The following is a 16533-nucleotide window of genomic DNA, read 5'->3' as shown; positions in this document are numbered from 1 at the left end:
CGGCAGCGATGTGCGGGAGACGACAACAGCCAATGGCAAGTATCGAGGAGACCGGGCGGCGCACGCCGCCGCCCGCCGGCGCCGCATCGCTGGCGGCCAAACTGCGTCCGCCGCTGCTGACCCCGTTCCAGGTCGAGCGCGCGGCGATCTGCGAGGCCGTGTGCGCGGCGGGCTTTGTCAAGCTTGTGCTGGTGCGCGCACCAGCGGGCTTCGGCAAGACCACGGCCATGCTCCAGTGCCGCGCGCGGCTGGAGGCCGCGGGCGGGCGCACCGCCTGGCTGACGCTGGACCGTTCGGACAATGATGCCTCGCGCTTTCTGGGTTCGGTCGAAGCTGCCATCGCGCAGGGCCTGGGCGGCGGCGGCCCCGGCCGGTCCGCGCACACGACGCTGGCACAGGATCCCGGCGAGCAGGCGCTCGCCCTGATCGACCGCCTGGCCAGTCATAACGGCGCCTTCACGCTGTTCCTCGATGATTTCGAAGCGATCCAGAACGCCGCCGTGACCGGACTGGTCTGGCAACTGGTGGAAAGCCTGCCGCCCGGCTGCCGCGTGGTGATCGGCACGCGCTGGGTACCGGAATCCGGCCTGGGCCGCTTGCGCGCGCGCGGCGAGCTGCTTGAGATCGAGCCCGCGCAGCTGCGTTTTTCTGCCAGCGAAACCGCGTCCTTCCTGCGCCAGGCGCGCGGGCTGAAGCTGGAGCAGGCGGCCATCAGCGCGCTGCACCGGCGTACCGAGGGCTGGGCCACGGCATTGTGGCTGGCGTCGGTGGCGCTGGAGCGGCGCAGCCAGCCAGAGGGCTTTATCGCCGGCTTCTCCGGCTCCAACGCGGCGATCGCCGACTACCTGGTCGAAGACGTATTCCTGCACCTGCCCGAGCCGGTGCGTGACTTCCTACTGCGCACGTCGATTCTGGACCAGTTGTGCGGGCCGCTGTGCGACGCCGTGTGCGAGCCCGCGACCGCTGGCAGCAGCGACGAGATCCTGGCCTGGCTGGAGCGCGCCAACCTGTTCCTGCTGCCGCTGGAGAGCGAGCGCTATGGCGAACGTGGCTCCGGTTCGGCATCGGAACAGTGGTACCGCTATCACAGCCTCTTTTCCGGCTTCCTGCGCGGCCAGCTGGCGCAGGCCATGCCTGACTCCGTGCCGCAGCTGCACCTGTCGGCATCGCGCTGGTATGAGTCGCAGGGGCGCCCGGTGCCCGCCATCGAGCATGCCTTCGCGGCCGGTGCGCTGGCGCGCGCGCTGCCGTTGCTGGACGGCGCCGCGGACGACCTGCTGGCGCAGGGCCGCATGCGCCTGCTGACGCGCTGGCTGGAGGCGGTGCCGGCGGAAGAACTGGCGCGCTGGCCCAAGCTGCAGATCGCGCGCGTCTGGGCGGTGTCGTTCACGCGCGGCCCGGCCGAAGCCATTGCCCTGCTGCAGCAGATCCCCACCGAGGGCGCGGCCGGCGACCTGCTGGCGCATATCCGCGCGCTGCGCCACATGCTGCTGAACATGATGGACCGCTTCGACGATGCGCGCGCCTTCGCCCGCAATGAGCTGCCGCCGTTGCCGATGGGTTATGCCTTCCCCGATGCGATCCTGGGCACGTCGATGGCGCGCCTGGCCGCAGTCGCCGGCGACTACCCGGAGGCACGCCGGCTGCTGCAGGTGGCGCGGCATGCGGTACGCGGCTCGGACAGCAATTTCAACAAGATCTTCTCGGAGTCGGTCGAAGGGTTGATCGACCTGCGCCAGGGGCGGCTGCAGCAGGCACTGGCACGGTTTCGCATCGCCGCCAGCACGATGCTGCCGAACCGCTTCGGGCCCACCAACGGCAACGCCATGGCCGGCATCCTGCTGGCCGAAGGCCTGTACGAAAGCGGTGATTCCGAGCGCGCCAGCCGCCTGCTCAACGTTTACCTGCCGCTGTCGCGCGACCTCGGGCTGCCTGACCAGATCATCACCGGGCACACGGTGCTGGCCCGCATTGCCTTCGAGCGCGGCGAAGCTGACCAGGCGCATGAATGGCTGGCGCAACTGGAAGCGCTGGGGCACCACCGCGGGCTGACGCGGCTGGTGATGGCGGCAATGCTGGAGCGCGCACGGCTGGCACTGCGCCAGGGCAATGTCCACGCGGCGCAGGAGGCGATTGAACGCGCCGCCGATCCGGCGCTGTGGCGCACGCGGCCCGGGGTCAGCTCCTTTGCCAGCGATGTCGAGGACATCACCCTTGGCCGGCTGCGGCTGGACCTGTATGCGCGCCCGGGCACGCCGGTGCGCGAGGCCATCGAGCGCGAGCTGGCGGCTGCCGCGGGCAACCAGCTGATGCGCCGCGCGCTCAAGCTGCGCATCCTGCTGGCGCAGGCGTGCCAGCGCACTGGTGACGGCGCGCACGCGCTGGTGGTGATGGGCGAGGCGCTGCGTTTCGGCGCTGCCGAAGGCTTTGTCCGCATCTTTGCCGACGAGGGCGACGATGTGCGCAGGCTGGTGGCCGATGCCTGCTCGCGCCAGTCGGCCAGCCTGCCTGCCCCCTACGTGGAAAAGCTGCTGCAGGCTTGCGGCCAGGCCGGGGGCGAGCAGGCCGCCGGTGCGGGCCGGCCCGCACCGGCCGCGCTGGTGGAGCCGCTGACGCCCAAGGAGCAGAAGGTGCTGCAGCTGCTGGCCGAGGGCTATTCCAATGTGGCCATGGCCGAGCGCCTGTTCGTGTCCGAAACCACGGTGCGCACGCACCTGCGCAATATCAGCGCCAAGCTGCACGCCAGCAACCGCACCCAGGCAGTGGCCATCGCGCGCCAGCTCGGGCTGCTCTGAGGCCGCGCCGCAGGCCAGCCTGCGCGCGCGGTTGCGGCTCAGATGCCCATGAACTCCGTGAATTCGTCCAGCGGCGCGCGCACGGCGCGCAGCTGGTTGGCGGGCGCCTCGGGGTCTTCGTAGCCGATCGCCATGCCGGTGAACAGCATCCGTTCGGCCGGCAGCGACAGGAACTTGCCGAGGGTCTGCGGGTACATCGCCCAGCATTCCTGCGCGCAGCTGTCCAGCCCTTCTTCACGCAGCAGCAGCATCACCGTCTGCAGGTACATGCCCAGGTCCGACCATTGCGGCGGGCCCATGCGGCGGTCCACGGTGCAGAACAGCGCCAGCGGCGCGCCGAAGAAGGTGAAGTTGTTGGCAAACTGCGCCAGCCGCCGCGCCTTGTCCTCGCGCGGGATGCCGAGGTAGTGGTAGAGCGCCTCGCCCACCTGGAAGCGGCGGTCGCGGTAGGGCGAGACCAGCTCGCGCGGGTAGATGTCGTACTCGCGCTCTTCACCCGCGGGCGCCTGGGCGATGCGCTCGCGCATGATGGCGCGCAGCCCCTCCAGGGCCTCGCCGCCGATGACATGGATATGCCAGGGCTGCAGGTTGCCCCCGGAGGGGGCGCGCGCGGCGGCGTCGAGCACGCGGCGGATGGTGTCGGGCGCAACGGCCCGGGGCAGGAAGCCGCGGACGGACTTGCGGCTGGCGACGGCTTGGCTGACTTTCATGCGAACTCCGGAAAAGTTGATCGACGGGCGCGCTTCAGATGAAGGGCGGCTCGCTGGTCCAGTCGAAGAAGTCTGGCATGTCCTGTGACACGGTTTCCGGGAAGGCGGCGGGACGCTTCTCCAGGAAGGCGCTGACGCCTTCCTTCACGTCGGCGGAACGCCCGCGCGACTGGATCGCGCGGCTGTCGAGCTTGTGCGCTTCCATCGGGTGGCTGGCGCCGGCCATGCGCCAGATCAGCTGGCGCGAGATCGCCACCGAGACCGGCGCGGCATTGGCGGCGATCTCGCGGGCAATGGCCTGGGCGGCAGGCAGCAGGTCCTCGGGCGCGTGCAGCGAGCGCACCAGGCCGCGCTCATGCGCTTCCTGGGCCGAGAACACGCGGCCGGTATAACACCATTCCAGCGCGGTCGAGATGCCGACCACGCGCGACAGGAACCACGACGACGCCGCTTCGGGCGTGATGCCCCGGCGCGCAAAGACAAAGCCGAACTTGGCGTCGGTCGATGCCAGCCGGATATCCATCGGCAGCTGCATGGTCACGCCCACGCCGACCGCGGCGCCGTTGACCGCGGCGATCACCGGCTTGAGGCTGCGGAAGATGCGCAGCGACACGCGCCCGCCGCCATCGCGGTGCGCGGTATCGGGGCTGGCGCCATAGCGCTTCTCGAAGTCGAAGGTGGAGTTGCCGCCGGACAGGTCGGCGCCGGCGCAGAAGGCCCGGCCCGAGCCCGTGACGATCACGGCACGCACGTTGTCGTCGGCATCGGTGGCGTCGAACGCGGCGATCAGCTCATGCATCATCTGCGCGGTGAACGCATTGAGCTGGTCCGGGCGGTGCAGGGTGATGGTGGCGACACCGTCTTCAACGGCGTAGCGCAGGGTTTCGAACGAAGGCGTGGCTTGCGTCATTGGGGGGCTCCTGCCGGGATTGCTGCGAACAAGGGAGGAAGGGTGCCGGCGCGGGCCGCCGGCACGGGGCTCGGTCAACACTAGTGCAGAATGCGCCGCCCGCAATCGTCGCTTCCGACGAGGCCTGGAATTGGCACCTGGCCGTAGACTGACCCCGATCAAGCGGCAGGGCCGGCACTACCGCGCGCCTGCCGGCGCAGACAGCAAAGGAACAACCATGAAGACACGAATCACCGAACTGCTTGGCATCCGCTACCCGATCATCCAGGGTGGCATGCAATGGGTTGGCTACGCCGAGATGGCCTCCGCCGTTTCCAACGCCGGCGGGCTGGGCATCCTCACGGCGCTGACGCAACCCACGCCCGAGGACCTGGCCGAAGAGATCCGCCGCTGCCGCGAGATGACCGACAAGCCGTTCGGCGTGAACCTGACCCTGTTGCCGTCGATCAACCCGCCGCCGTACGCGCGCTACCTCGACGTCATCATCGAAAGCGGCATCAAGGTGCTGGAAACCGCCGGCAACAACCCCAAGGAACATATCGCGCGCGCCAAGGCCGCCGGCATCAAGGTGATTCACAAGTGCGTGGCGGTGCGCCATGCGCTGTCGGCCGAGCGCCTGGGCGTGGACGCGGTGTCGATCGACGGCTTCGAGTGCGCCGGCCACCCCGGCGAGGACGACGTGCCCGGCATGGTGCTGATCCCGCAGGCGGTGCGCAAGCTGTCGATCCCGGTGATCGCCTCCGGCGGCATCGCCGACGGACGCGGCATGGCAGCGGCACTGGTGCTGGGCGCCGAGGGCGTCAACATGGGCACGCGCTTCTGCGCCACGCGCGAGGCGCCGATCCACGACAACGTCAAGAAGGCGCTGGTGCAGGCCAGCGAGCGCGACACCAACCTGATCTTCCGCACGCTGCACAACACCGCGCGCGTGCTCAAGAACGCCGTGTCGGACGAGGTGGTGAGCATTGAACGCCGCCCGGGCGGCGCGCAGTTCGAGGACGTCAAGCACCTGGTCGCCGGCGTGCGCGGCAAGGCGGCGCTCAAGGCGGGCGAGACCGACGGCGGCATCATCAGCGCCGGCCAGTGCGTGGGCCTGATCGACGACGTGCCCAGCTGCGAAGAGCTGATCACGCGCATGGTGGCCGATTGCCGCGAGCACCTCAGCGTGGCCTCGCGCTTCTTTGCCTGACGCCATGGCCGAGGCTGAAATCGAGGCGGCGATGACCCAGGCCATCGCCGCGCCGGGCGAAGCTGCCGGCGGGGACGTGCCGGAGGGCTTCGTCCCGCTGCGCAGCATGAGCGGCTACATGGCAGGTTTCGGCCAGCTCTACCTGCATGCGGAGCGCCGCACGCTGGCGGTGCGCATCGACGAGAGTCACCTGAATAACCTGGGCATCCCGCACGGCGGCATGCTGGCGACGCTGGCCGATACCGCCATCGGCATGATGATGTCGCTGGAAACCGGGCGCTCCAAAAGCGCGGTGACCGTCAACCTGAGCCTGGACTACCTGGATTCCGCGCGCCTGGGCGACTGGGTCGAGGCCCGCGTGGAGTTCGACAAGCTCGGCTCGCGCCTGCGCTATGGCACCTGCCGGCTGGTCAGCGGCGAGCGCTGCCTGCTGCGCGCGACCGCAATCTTTGCAGTGCTGGCGCCGCGCACCTGAGGCCTGCGGCAAACTTCGTCGCTTCCGACGACGCTTGCCGCCACCCGCGGCGCAACAATGCCAAGCGACACTGCCGGCGCCAGATGCCGGCACTCCGGACAACACCATGGCTGCCCCGGCAGCCTGCACCGAACCAAGGAGATCACATGGCAGAGGCATATATCGTCGCGGCGGTCCGTACCGCCGGCGGCCGCAAGGGCGGCAAGCTGTCGGGCTGGCATCCGGCCGACCTGGCCGCACAGGTGCTGGACGCACTGGTGGAACGCACCGGCGCCGACCCGGCGCTGGTCGAAGACGTCATCATGGGCTGCGTGAGCCAGATCGGCGAGCAGGCCGGCAACGTGGCGCGCAATGCCATCCTGGCCTCGCGCCTGCCTGAAAGCGTGTCCGGCACCTCGGTGGACCGCCAGTGCGGTTCGTCGCAGCAGGCACTGCACTTTGCCGCGCAGGCAGTGATGTCGGGCGCGATGGACATCGTCATCGCCGCCGGCGTGGAAAGCATGACGCGCGTGCCGATGGGCCTGTCGTCGCAGCTGCCGGCCAAGAACGGTTTCGGCGTGCCCAAGAGCCCCGGTGTCGAGGCGCGCTACCCCGGCGTGCAGTTCAGCCAGTTCACCGGCGCCGAGATGATCGCGCGCAAGTACGACCTGTCGCGCGAGCAGCTGGATGCCTATGCCCTGCAGAGCCACCAGCGCGCCATTGCCGCCACCAAGGCGGGCCGCTTCACTGCCGAAATCCTGCCGGTGGAAGTGCGCACGGCCGACGGTGCCAACGGCGAAATGCACACCACTGACGAAGGTATCCGCTATGACGCCACGCTGGAAAGCATCGGCAGCGTCAAGCTGATCGCCGAAGGCGGCCGCGTGACGGCTGCCTCCGCCAGCCAGATCTGCGACGGCGCCGCCGGCCTGATGGTGGTCAACGAGGCCGGACTGAAGAAGCTCGGCGTCAAGCCGCTGGCGCGCGTGCACACCATGACGGTGATTGGCCATGATCCGGTCGTGATGCTGGAAGCGCCGCTGCCGGCCACGGAAGTCGCGCTGAAGAAGGCGGGCCTGCGTATCAGCGATATTGACCTGTTCGAAGTCAACGAAGCCTTCGCCCCGGTGCCGCTGGCCTGGCTGAAGGCCACCGGCGCCGATCCGGAGCGCCTGAACGTGCATGGCGGCGCGATCGCGCTGGGCCATCCGCTGGGCGGCTCGGGCGCCAAGCTGATGACCACGCTGGTGCATGCGCTGCATACGCACGGCAAGCGCTACGGCCTGCAGACGATGTGCGAAGGCGGCGGGCTGGCCAACGTGACCATCGTCGAGCGTCTGTAAAGCTGTGGAAGGCGGGGCGTGCCGCGCAGGCATGCCGCGCAAGGATTGCTGCAGCAAGAGGTAGTAAAGGTGAAGGACCGCGGCGCGGGCATGTCAGAGTGCCCGCGCCTGCAGCCGGAAAAAAGGCCGCGATATTCGCGGCCTTACTTGTTTGCGGTGTGTCGCGCCTCAGGCGAACGTCACTGCGCTGCGCCGGTCGGCGCGTTCCAGGTGCGGCACGTTGTTGAAGCTCAGCAGCCGCTGCACGCCGCGGCCGACGATGATCTCGCAGAACGCCGTGTTGCGGAATTGCAGGTTCATCTCGATGGCGGCCTGGGCCGGTGCGCCAAGCAGGTCGGCCGTGGCGCGGCCGATGGCGCCGCCGGAGCTTACCACCAGGATGGCATCCTCGCGCGTGGTGCCTTCGCTCGCGTGCGCCAGGGCGCCGGCAATGCGGGCGCCGAAATCGGCCCAGCTCTCGGGCATGTCGGCCAGCCCGTCCTGGGTCCATGCGGCGTAGGCCGCGCGGAAGGTGCGCCAGTAATCGTTGTAGTCGCCGTTCTGGTGCGCGCGGTGGTCGGCGCCGCCGGTGTGGCAACGATACAGCGCCTCTCCGTCGTATTCGTTCAGGCCCGCGTGCGAGACGATCGCTGCCTGCGGCTGACCCATGCCGGCCAGGATCTCGCTGGCGGTGTCCTGCTGGCGCACCAGCGTGCCGGCTACCACGCGGCTGAAGCTGACGCCGCGCTCCTGGAAATACTCGCCCAGCCAGCGCGCCTGCTGGCGGCCGGTCGGCGACAGGCAATCGTAGTTGGCGGCGCCAAACGAGGCTTGTCCGTGCCGGACGAGGAAAAGCGTGGCCATGAGCGGTCCCGGTGAACGTTGAGGCGGATAGGGCTGCGCCCGGCGCGCCGTTTTGCGGCAGGCCGGGGGCGCCGGGCACGGCGCCCGGCGTGGGCACATTCTAGGGAGGTCCGGCGCGCGAGCCAAGCAAGCGCTGCGCAATTCATGGCAGCCATGGCCTGGCTGCATTACCGCGGGTGGCGTGGGCCGGTGGTGTGCTCAGGCCGGCTCTGCGCAGGTGATGCCGAGATAGCCGGCCATCAGGCGGTTGAGTTCCGGGATCATCTGTTCGTCGTCGAGGTGCAGTGGGCCGGAATCATTGAGTACGGCATTGACCAGCACGCTGAACACCGCCTGCATGGCAAAGCGCACGCGCAGCTCGGCGGTCTCGGCAGGCATCGCCAGCCGTGGCACCAGCAACTGCACCATGCGCTCCACGATGGCTTCGCCGCTCTGGCGGTGGGGCACCCATTCCTCGGGCCGTGTGGACGCATGCCGCAGCGATGCCCGGATCACGCCGCGGTTGGCCAGGGTGCCGAGCACCATGAAGCGCGTGGCCTTTTCCAGCAGCACCGGTGTCGGCACGTCCTCCCAGCGCTCCTGCGCCAGGTAGCGCTCGGTCGACGCGGCGGTTTCTTCCATGACCAGCGCGCGCAAGGCCTCGAAATAGGCCATCTTGTCGCGGAAGCGCCCATAGAAGGCACCCACCGATACCTGGCACGCCGCGGCGATCTGCGCCACGGAAACGGCGGCAAAGTCACGCGAGGCAAGCAGTTCGCGGCCCGCGCCCAGCAAGGCTTGCTCGGTCTCGCGCGCACGGCGCTGGCGCGGCGGCTGCAGGATCGAGGGGGTATCGATACGGGGAAAGGAGGCGTTGGCGGTGAAGCCGGATTGGGTCGCTGACATAGGCACTCCGTATTCGAAATCTGATTCGAATTTGAAAATACCGGTGCGCGCCGCGACGCGTCAAGGGTTTTGTCGGGTGGTGGCCCGGCGTGGCGGGTGGGTGGGCAGCGCCGGAGATGGCGGTGCGGTGCGCAAGCTGTGCCGCTTGCCTCAGCGTGGGTCAGAGCGAGCCGAACACGGTGCCCAGTCCGTAGGTGAAGGCTGCCGCCATGCCCCCGATCAGCACCTGCCGCAGCGCCGAGAACCACCCCGGGCGGCCATTGAACGACGAAGTGCCCCAGCCCACCAGGCCAAGGCCGGCCAGGCACGCGACGATGCTGCCGAGCTGCGCCGATGGCCCTGCGGTCACGAAGAACGGCAGCAACGGCACCAGCGCACCGCTGCTGTACAGCACGAAGGAAATCACCGCCGCCTGCACCGGGTTGCCGCCGCGCTCCTGCGGGTTGATGCCCAGCACTTCGCGCGCAAAGGTGTCCAGGGCCGCGCGCGGGTTGCGCATGATCTCGTCGGCGGCGCGCCCGGCATCGGCTGGCAGCACGCCCTTGCCCTCGATCACCGCGACCAGCCGCTGCCGGGCCCGGGCGGCATCATGCGCGAGCTCGTGCGCCATGTCGCGCAGGCGCTTGTTGTTCATCTCGCGGCTGTTGGTCACCGACAGCCATTCGCCCAGCGCCATCGAGCAAGCGCCCGCGGTCAGGCCCGCCAGCCCGGCCAGGATGACGGCCTCGCGCGAGGCCGCCGCGCCCTCCAGGCCCATCACCAGGCAGAAGCTGGACACCAGCCCGTCGTTGACGCCCAGCACGGCTGCGCGCAAGGCGTTGCCGCTCGGTCGATGGAGCAGGCGCCGCACGCGGGTGCCGAAGCCGGTTGGAGTGGGGGCGCTCGACAGGGGCATGGTCCTTTTTGCGATGGAACGTTGTCAGTTGAAGCGCGGGCTCAGGTCATCCCGCATCCATTCGATAAAGGCGCGCGTGCGTGCCGGCAACAGCCGTGCATGGGGATAGATCAGTGACAGCGGCCATGCCGGTTGCTCGAAACCCTCCAGCACGATGCGCAGTTTGCGCGCCTCGACCAGTTGCGCGACCTGGTAAGACAGGAAGTGGCCGAAGCCCGCGCCTTCGGCACAGGCAGCCACGGCGGGCGCGGTCTGGTTGAATTCCAGATTGCCGGACACCTGCACGTGGAACTCCCGGCCGTCTTCCTGGAAGGTCCACCAGTGCGCGTGGTTGCCGGTGAAGCGCACGCAGTTGGCGCTGGCCAGTTCCTCGGGATGGCGCGGCACGCCGTGCTTGCGCAGGTAGGCGGGCGTGGCCACCACCACGCGGCGGATGCGGCCGACGGTCTGCGCCACCAGCGTGGAATCAGCCAGCGGGCCGATGCGCACGCCCACGTCCAGGTCTTCTTCAAGCAGGTTCACCACGCGGTCGGTGAATTCCATGCGGCAGCGCACGCGCGGATAGCGCTGCACGAAACGTGTGACCGCCGGCGCCACATACATCTGCCCGAACAGCACCGAGGCGGTCAGCGTGAGCTGGCCGCTGGGTTCGACATGGCTGGCGGTCAGGCCGGCCTCGACCTCGTCGATGGTGGCCAGGATGCGCCGGCAGCTGTCCAGGTAGCTGCGCCCCTCGCCGGTCAGCGACAGCCGCCGCGTGGTGCGGTTGAGCAGCCGGACCTGCAGTTCGGATTCTAGCGCCGCCAGCGTGCGCACCACCGCCGGCAACGAGGTATGCAGCGTCGTGGCGGCTGCCGTCAGGCTGCCCTCGTCGACGATCCGCACAAAGGTCTGCATCGCGCGTAGCTTGTCCATGGCGCCACACATTACTCCATTTTTTGGAGTAGTCAAATATCAATTGCCCTATTTATTGCAACGGGTTCGGCGCCCAGAATCCGGCTATCCCAACCGTTGAGGAGAGTGCCATGCAAGAGACCAACCGCCCCGCCAAGCCGCTGGTGCTGTACCGCTCGCCGGTGTCCGGCCACGCCCATCGCGCAGAACTGTTCCTGGGGCTGCTGGGCTTGCCTTACCGTCTGGTGGACGTTGACCTGCGCGGCGGCGAGCAGCGCAGCGAGGCCTTCCTGCGCCTGAACCCGTTCGGCCAGGTGCCGGTGCTGGACGACGACGGCGTGGTCGTCGGCGATTCCAACGCCATCCTGGTCTACCTGGCCACGCGCTATGACGACGGCCGCTGGCTGCCGCGCGACCCGGTAGGCGCGGCGCGCGTGCAGCGCTGGCTGTCGGTGGCCGCCGGCGACATTGCCTTCGGGCCGGCGGCGGCGCGTCTGGGCGTGCTGTTCGGCAGGCCGGTGGCGATGGACGATGCCATCGCCCGCGCGCAGCGGCTGCTCACGCTGATGGAAACCCTGCTGGCCGGGCAGCCGTTCCTGGCGGCCGACCATGCCACCATCGCCGACGTGGCGGCCTACAGCTATATCGCCCGCGCCGAGGAAGGCAACGTGCCGCTGGCGCCGTACCCCGCGCTGAACGCCTGGCTGCGCCGCATCGAAGCCTTGCCCGGCTTCGTGCCGATGCTGGTCTCTAAAGTCGGCCTGGCCGCGTAGCGCCTGCCGGTCCCGCGTATCGACAATCTATCGGACAAGGATAAGGAGCCCGTCATGGATCTGCCCACATGGCCGCACGCCGGCCTGCCATTCCACGCCGGCGAACTGGCCGCCCAGGAGCGCGCCGGCAAGCGCGAACGCATGGCCGCGTCCGGTCCGCGGGTGATCCGTGGCGAGATGCCGGAGCAGCACCGCACGTTCTTTGCGCAGCTGCCGTTCCTGCTGGTTGGCGCCGTCGATGCCGACGGACAGCCCTGGGCCACGATGCTGGCCGGGACGCCGGGGTTTGCGCATACGCCTGACGCCACGCACCTGCGCATCGACGCCGTGCCGCTGCCCGGCGATCCGGCGGCCCCGGCACTGGCGCAGGGCGCGCGTATCGGCCTGCTCGGGATCGAGCTGCCTACGCGCCGGCGCAACCGCATGAATGGGATCATCGTGGCGCGCGACGAGGGCGGGATGACGGTCGAAGTCGAGCAGAGCTTTGGCAACTGCCCGCGCTATATCCAGTTGCGCGACGTGAGCCTTGCCGAGCCGGCGCCCGCGCCGCCCGCCTGGCACGGTGACGCGCTGGACGAGCAGGCGGTGGCCTGGCTGCGCGGCGCCGATACTCTGTTCATCGCCACCAGCCACGCCGCATCGCCGCAGGACGAGGGCGAGCACACCGGCGGCGCCGATGTCTCGCACCGCGGCGGCAAGCCTGGCTTTATCCGCGTGGACGAGGCCGGCACGCTGACGTTCCCGGACTTCAACGGCAACAACTTCTTCAACACCGTCGGCAACCTGCTGGCCAATCCGCGTGCCGGGATTCTGGTGCCGGATTTTGCCGATGGCTCGCTGCTGCATGTGGGCGGGCGCGCCGAGGTGATCTGGGAGGGCGAGGAACTGGCCTCGTTCACCGGCGCCGAACGGCTGGTGCGCCTGCATGTCGAGCGCGTGGTGCGGCGTGCGGCGGTATTGCCGCTGCGCTTCGGTTTTCGCGAATATTCGCCGGTGCTGGCGAACACGGGCGCGTGGCCGGCGCGTTGAGTCCGGTGGTCCAGGCCAGGAGGCTGTCATAAAAATGACATCAAAAAGTCACAAAAGAGTCACAATGGCGGTTGGCGACTGTCCGTAGCACGCCGACCAGGGCGTTGGCGGGCAGCCCTGTATCAAGGAGAAATCAACCGTGGACAAGACGAAGAACAAGCCGCAAGCCCGCCGGGACATCCTGAAACACGCACTGCTGGCCCTGGCCGCCGCGCCGCTGGCGCTGGCGGCGGGGACCGCGCAAGCAGCCTGGCCGGAAAAGCCGATCCGGCTGGTGGTGGCATTCCCGCCCGGCGGTCCGGTCGACACGCACGCGCGCCTGCTGGCCGAAAAGCTGCAGCCGATCCTTGGCCAGACGATCGTGATCGACTATAAGGCCGGCGCGGCCGGCAATATCGGCTCGGACAACGTCGCCAAGTCCGCGCCGGACGGTTACACGCTGCTGCTGGCCAACACCGGGCAGATGGCCATCAACAATTCGCTCTATCCCAAGCTGCCCTACAGCATGCCGAAGGACTTCGCGCCGGTGGCACGCACCGCGCTGATCCCGCTGGTGATGGTGGTCAACAACAACGTGCCGGCGCGCGACCTGAAGACGTTCATCAGCTATGCCAAGGCCAACCCGGGCAAGCTGAATTTTGCGTCAGGCGGCAATGGCGGCATCTCGCACCTGATGCCGGAAATGTTCAAGCAGGCTTCGGGCACGTTCATCGTCCATATCCCATACAAGGGCAGCTCGCCGGCGCTGACCGACGTGATGGGCGGCCAGGCGCAGATGATGGCCGACTCGATCCCGCTGTTCACGCAGTACATCAAGGCGGGCAAGGTGCGTGCGCTGGCGGTGACGTCGCCGCAGCGCTCGCCCGCGCTGCCGGATGTGCCGACGATGCAGGAGGCCGGGCTGAAGGGCTTCGAGGTGGTCGGGTTCTACGGCATGCTGGCGCCGGCGGGCACGCCCAGGGACGTGGTCTCACGCCTGTCCGGTGCCTTGCACACGGTGCTAGCCGACCCCGACACCAAGGCGAAGCTCGAGCAGCAGGGTGCCGAGCCCGCATGGCAGTCGCCGGAGGCATTTGCCGCCACGATCACGGCGGAGCAGAAGCGCTGGGGGCAGGCAGTGAAGGCGTCGGGCGCGAGTATCGACTGAGCCGGGCTGGCACCCGCGGGCGCCGTGGCTCAGCTGTGCCCCCGATATTTCAGGCTGGCGCAGTGGCCGATGAGCGTGGTGATGCAGCAGGCATCGCCGCGCCACTCGCCGCCGATCACGATGCCGTCCTGGCCGGTCACCAGCTTGCGCTGGCATTGACCCGGCACCGGCGTGCGCTCCATGCCGGCATCGCGCGGGCCGCTGCCCGGCGCGCGCGCGGGCGCAACCGAATCGTTCCAGACATAGGCCGTGCCGGAGGGCAGCGCCTGCACCGCTTGCGGCGGACCCCACTGGCGTTTCGCCTCATCGATGGGGACGTTTTTCCAGGAATCGAAGACGTCCTGCATGGCGCTGGCCTCCAGGCCGGCGCAGGCACCGGTGATGGCTGCCGCCCACAAGACGGCCAGGCTTGTACGCACGCTGGCGGCGCCGTGGGCCGTTTCGGCAGGAGGGACTGGGTTGGCTGGCATGTAGGCTCCGCGTCGGCGCGGCCGGCTGCAATGGCCGGCCTGTGCAGGCTAACGGAGCCGCGCGTCTCGCTGCAAGCGCGCTCTGCGCGATGACGCACAGAGCGTGGCCGGCTTCAGTCGGCGAACAAGCCCAGGGGTTGCTGTGCGGCAGCCGGCGGCGCCTTGCGGGCAGTCTGCCCGGCCGGGATGCGTGCCGGGCGCGGTGCCTCGGTGGGGGCCTCGGGGGCGGTCAGCGTGAACGGTCTGTGCACGGACAGCGGCATCGCCTGTGGCATCCATTGCGCCAGCCGCGGCGCGAGGATCTGGTACGTATCGAGGTCGAAATGCGCTGGTGCCGCCGCCAGCGCCTGCGCTTCTTCCAGCGTGGCTGCGCAGCCCAGGTAACACCAGTCGTCGGCGACATGCCACCAGGCGCGTCCGTCGTGCTGCTCGCGCCAGGCGGCCGGGCCATCGAAGGGCCAGGGCATCAGCGCGATCGGCGCCAGCGCGGCGGCTAGCCGGGCGCGGTGCGCGCTCGACGGCTCGGCGCCGACGCAGGCACCGGCGCAGCGATGGACCTGGCGCGCAAAGCAGGGGCTGCCACGACGGGTGGTTTTCTCCAGCGACAGCATGGCCAGGCACAGGCCGTGCTCTTGCGCCAGTGCGCGCAAGCGAGCCTCGGCCGCGCCGCGGCTGCCGAACACGCCGAACAGGTCGCGATGCCGGCAGAAGTCCGTATCGCGATCCGAGCGCAGCCGTGGCACCGGCAACTGCTGCGGCAGTTCCCAGGCAAAGAGTCGGGCATTGCGGCGCAACAGCTGGTTGTGCACCGGCTGCATCGCCTTGACCAGCCGGGCTTCCAGCAGCAGCGCGCCGGTCTCGCCGCCGGTCTCGCGCCATTCCACGCGGCGAACCAGCCGGGCCAGCCGCATGTCCTTGCCGTACCGGTAGTCGCCGGAGAAATGGGCGCCGATCCGTTGCCGCAGGTGCACGCTCTTGCCGACATAGAGTGGCACGTCCTGGTCGCCATAGAAGATATAGACGCCGGGCGCCGCCGGCACGTCTTCCAGCGCGGTTTCGTCCAGGCCGGCCGGCAGGCTGGCCCGCCGCACGAGCGTGCGCACGGCCGATTCCACCAGCTCGACGGAATACGTGGCATGGATCTTCTGCCAGAACTGCCACAGCAGCTCGGCATCGGCCAGCGCGCGGTGGCGGCCCTTGGGCGTCAGGCCGAAGCGTGCAATCAGTGCGTCCAGGCCGTGGCGTTCCACGGAAGGGAACAGCGAGCGCGACAGCCTGACCGTGCACAGCACGTCGGCCCGGAAGGTCACGCCGGCACGCCGGAAGGCGTTCTTCAGGAAGCCATAGTCGAAGCGCGCGTTGTGCGCCACGAACAAGCGGCCTTGCAGGCGCTCGGCAAGCGATTCCGCCAGTGACTCGAAGGTCGGCTGACCGCGTACCATCTCCTCAGTAATGCCGGTCATGCGCTGGATGAACGGCGGGATCGACATGCCGGGGTCGAGCAGGGTGTCCCATTCAATGATGCCGTCCGGGCCGACTTCGACCACGCCGATCTCGGTGATGCGGTCGCGTTGGGCGTCCGCGCCGGTGGTCTCCAGGTCGACAAAGACAATAGGGCGCGACAGCGCCGCGGCGAGAGACTGGGCGTCGAGCAGGCGCGCACCGTCCGCTGGCAGGCGCGACGGCAGGTAGGTAGGCATGTCAGGCATCTGCCGATTTTAAGGGCGCGCTGACGGCGGCACGAAGAAGTTTTCAAAAACCCCTTGCCAACCCCGCCGCGGTCACTTAATATTCGCCCCCTCGCAACACAACGCAGCGCTGCAAAGCAGACGCAGCAAGGGTTGCGGGGTCGACCGGGTAGGTTGGCGCAGCGAAGTTTGCAGCGCTGACCGCAGCGAAAAAAGTTGCTGAAACGGTTGACGAAACGAAGAAAGCTCTGCATAATCTCGTTTCTCTGCTGCAGACAACGCAGCAGCGCTGAACGGCAAAGCCGGCAGCGAAGTTCTTTAACAACCAAACAACCGATAAGTGTGGGCGCTGGGTAGCGGACGCCGCTGTCTTCGGACAGTGTTGCTTCACAAGTTATACAGTGCTCGCACAGCAAAACGTGACTGGGTCTTCGGATCTGGTCAGTCAGTTTTCTGAGAGTGAGCGACCGCTCGAAAGAGCGAGGGAGCCGCGAGGCTTCCACACAGA

15 protein-coding genes are annotated in these 16533 nt (G+C 68.8%); 7 read left to right on the top strand and 8 right to left on the bottom strand.

The features are described from left to right. The first annotated feature begins 32 nt into the window (after positions 1-32). Positions 33-2795 (top strand): winged helix-turn-helix domain-containing protein, encoded by a 2763-nt coding sequence (locus tag AC07UK_RS09820; RefSeq protein WP_494685642.1) that lies wholly within the window; start codon positions 33-35, stop codon positions 2793-2795. 38 nt (positions 2796-2833) lie between these two features. Here the strand turns inward: AC07UK_RS09820 and AC07UK_RS09815 are convergent, their stop codons facing one another. Then, a complete protein-coding gene (locus AC07UK_RS09815; protein WP_436223889.1) occupies positions 2834-3505 on the bottom strand; it encodes a nitroreductase in 672 nt (223 codons plus the stop codon). Positions 3506-3539: 34 nt separating this feature from the next. Continuing rightward, the gene (locus tag AC07UK_RS09810) at positions 3540-4415 is read right to left on the bottom strand and encodes a crotonase/enoyl-CoA hydratase family protein (RefSeq protein ID WP_436223888.1); all 876 of its coding nucleotides are present in this window, start codon (positions 4413-4415) and stop codon (positions 3540-3542) included. 217 nt (positions 4416-4632) lie between these two features. On the opposite strand from AC07UK_RS09810, the gene AC07UK_RS09805 reads away from it, so the two are divergent. The 3 genes from AC07UK_RS09805 (at position 4633) to AC07UK_RS09795 (ending at position 7401) form a co-directional block, all read left to right on the top strand. Next, positions 4633-5604 carry an NAD(P)H-dependent flavin oxidoreductase gene (locus AC07UK_RS09805; RefSeq protein WP_114131210.1) on the top strand — a complete coding sequence of 324 codons (972 nt, stop codon included), beginning with the start codon at positions 4633-4635 and terminating at the stop codon, positions 5602-5604. Between the two features lie 4 nt (positions 5605-5608). Beyond that, positions 5609-6079 (top strand): PaaI family thioesterase, encoded by a 471-nt coding sequence (locus tag AC07UK_RS09800; protein ID WP_436223887.1) that lies wholly within the window; start codon positions 5609-5611, stop codon positions 6077-6079. A gap of 146 nt (positions 6080-6225) precedes the next feature. After that, entirely contained in the window at positions 6226-7401 is a 1176-nt protein-coding gene (locus AC07UK_RS09795; protein WP_494685641.1) for an acetyl-CoA C-acetyltransferase, read from the top strand. A 168-nt stretch (positions 7402-7569) separates the two neighbouring features. On the opposite strand, the gene AC07UK_RS09790 is transcribed toward AC07UK_RS09795, so the two are convergent. The 4 genes from AC07UK_RS09790 to AC07UK_RS09775 form a co-directional block, all read right to left on the bottom strand. After that, positions 7570-8244 carry a histidine phosphatase family protein gene (locus tag AC07UK_RS09790; protein WP_436223886.1) on the bottom strand — a complete coding sequence of 225 codons (675 nt, stop codon included), beginning with the start codon at positions 8242-8244 and terminating at the stop codon, positions 7570-7572. A gap of 198 nt (positions 8245-8442) precedes the next feature. Next, on the bottom strand, positions 8443-9129 hold the full coding sequence (locus AC07UK_RS09785; RefSeq protein ID WP_035815832.1) for a TetR/AcrR family transcriptional regulator: 687 nt from the start codon (positions 9127-9129) through the stop codon (positions 8443-8445). A gap of 160 nt (positions 9130-9289) precedes the next feature. Then, positions 9290-10024, bottom strand: a complete 735-nt coding sequence (locus AC07UK_RS09780) for a VIT1/CCC1 transporter family protein (RefSeq protein WP_013952397.1) — start codon at positions 10022-10024, stop codon at positions 9290-9292. A gap of 24 nt (positions 10025-10048) precedes the next feature. Continuing rightward, positions 10049-10951 carry a LysR family transcriptional regulator gene (locus AC07UK_RS09775; protein WP_436223885.1) on the bottom strand — a complete coding sequence of 301 codons (903 nt, stop codon included), beginning with the start codon at positions 10949-10951 and terminating at the stop codon, positions 10049-10051. Between the two features lie 98 nt (positions 10952-11049). Between AC07UK_RS09775 and AC07UK_RS09770 the strand changes: the two genes are divergently transcribed. The 3 genes from AC07UK_RS09770 (at position 11050) to AC07UK_RS09760 (ending at position 13867) form a co-directional block, all read left to right on the top strand. Continuing rightward, positions 11050-11691 carry a glutathione S-transferase family protein gene (locus tag AC07UK_RS09770; RefSeq protein ID WP_436223884.1) on the top strand — a complete coding sequence of 214 codons (642 nt, stop codon included), beginning with the start codon at positions 11050-11052 and terminating at the stop codon, positions 11689-11691. A 54-nt stretch (positions 11692-11745) separates the two neighbouring features. Then, positions 11746-12720 carry a pyridoxamine 5'-phosphate oxidase family protein gene (locus AC07UK_RS09765; RefSeq protein WP_436223883.1) on the top strand — a complete coding sequence of 325 codons (975 nt, stop codon included), beginning with the start codon at positions 11746-11748 and terminating at the stop codon, positions 12718-12720. 139 nt (positions 12721-12859) lie between these two features. Further along, entirely contained in the window at positions 12860-13867 is a 1008-nt protein-coding gene (locus AC07UK_RS09760) for a Bug family tripartite tricarboxylate transporter substrate binding protein (protein WP_436223882.1), read from the top strand. Between the two features lie 29 nt (positions 13868-13896). Here the strand turns inward: AC07UK_RS09760 and AC07UK_RS09755 are convergent, their stop codons facing one another. Beyond that, the gene (locus AC07UK_RS09755) at positions 13897-14337 is read right to left on the bottom strand and encodes a hypothetical protein (protein WP_436223881.1); all 441 of its coding nucleotides are present in this window, start codon (positions 14335-14337) and stop codon (positions 13897-13899) included. Between the two features lie 113 nt (positions 14338-14450). Continuing rightward, on the bottom strand, positions 14451-16046 hold the full coding sequence (locus AC07UK_RS09750) for an exonuclease domain-containing protein (RefSeq protein ID WP_436223880.1): 1596 nt from the start codon (positions 16044-16046) through the stop codon (positions 14451-14453). Positions 16047-16533 lie beyond the last annotated feature (487 nt).

This window comes from Cupriavidus sp. GW821-FHT07C08 (assembly GCF_059419025.1).
Note: the sequence above shows the minus strand (reverse complement) of the source record. Positions and strands in the feature narration are given on the sequence as shown.

Bases quoted from the DNA above. Each gene is read 5' to 3' on its own strand.
- AC07UK_RS09795 (WP_494685641.1), top strand. From the start codon at position 6,226: ATGGCAGAGGCATATATCGTCGCGGCGGTCCGTACCGCCGGCGGCCGC.
- AC07UK_RS09780 (WP_013952397.1), bottom strand. From the start codon at position 10,024: ATGCCCCTGTCGAGCGCCCCCACTCCAACCGGCTTCGGCACCCGCGTG.
- AC07UK_RS09815 (WP_436223889.1), bottom strand. From the start codon at position 3,505: ATGAAAGTCAGCCAAGCCGTCGCCAGCCGCAAGTCCGTCCGCGGCTTC.
- AC07UK_RS09755 (WP_436223881.1), bottom strand. From the start codon at position 14,337: ATGCCAGCCAACCCAGTCCCTCCTGCCGAAACGGCCCACGGCGCCGCC.
- AC07UK_RS09790 (WP_436223886.1), bottom strand. From the start codon at position 8,244: ATGGCCACGCTTTTCCTCGTCCGGCACGGACAAGCCTCGTTTGGCGCC.
- AC07UK_RS09750 (WP_436223880.1), bottom strand. From the start codon at position 16,046: ATGCCTGACATGCCTACCTACCTGCCGTCGCGCCTGCCAGCGGACGGT.
- AC07UK_RS09810 (WP_436223888.1), bottom strand. From the start codon at position 4,415: ATGACGCAAGCCACGCCTTCGTTCGAAACCCTGCGCTACGCCGTTGAA.
- AC07UK_RS09765 (WP_436223883.1), top strand. From the start codon at position 11,746: ATGGATCTGCCCACATGGCCGCACGCCGGCCTGCCATTCCACGCCGGC.
- AC07UK_RS09820 (WP_494685642.1), top strand. From the start codon at position 33: ATGGCAAGTATCGAGGAGACCGGGCGGCGCACGCCGCCGCCCGCCGGC.
- AC07UK_RS09805 (WP_114131210.1), top strand. From the start codon at position 4,633: ATGAAGACACGAATCACCGAACTGCTTGGCATCCGCTACCCGATCATC.
- AC07UK_RS09785 (WP_035815832.1), bottom strand. From the start codon at position 9,129: ATGTCAGCGACCCAATCCGGCTTCACCGCCAACGCCTCCTTTCCCCGT.
- AC07UK_RS09775 (WP_436223885.1), bottom strand. From the start codon at position 10,951: ATGTGTGGCGCCATGGACAAGCTACGCGCGATGCAGACCTTTGTGCGG.
- AC07UK_RS09770 (WP_436223884.1), top strand. From the start codon at position 11,050: ATGCAAGAGACCAACCGCCCCGCCAAGCCGCTGGTGCTGTACCGCTCG.
- AC07UK_RS09800 (WP_436223887.1), top strand. From the start codon at position 5,609: ATGGCCGAGGCTGAAATCGAGGCGGCGATGACCCAGGCCATCGCCGCG.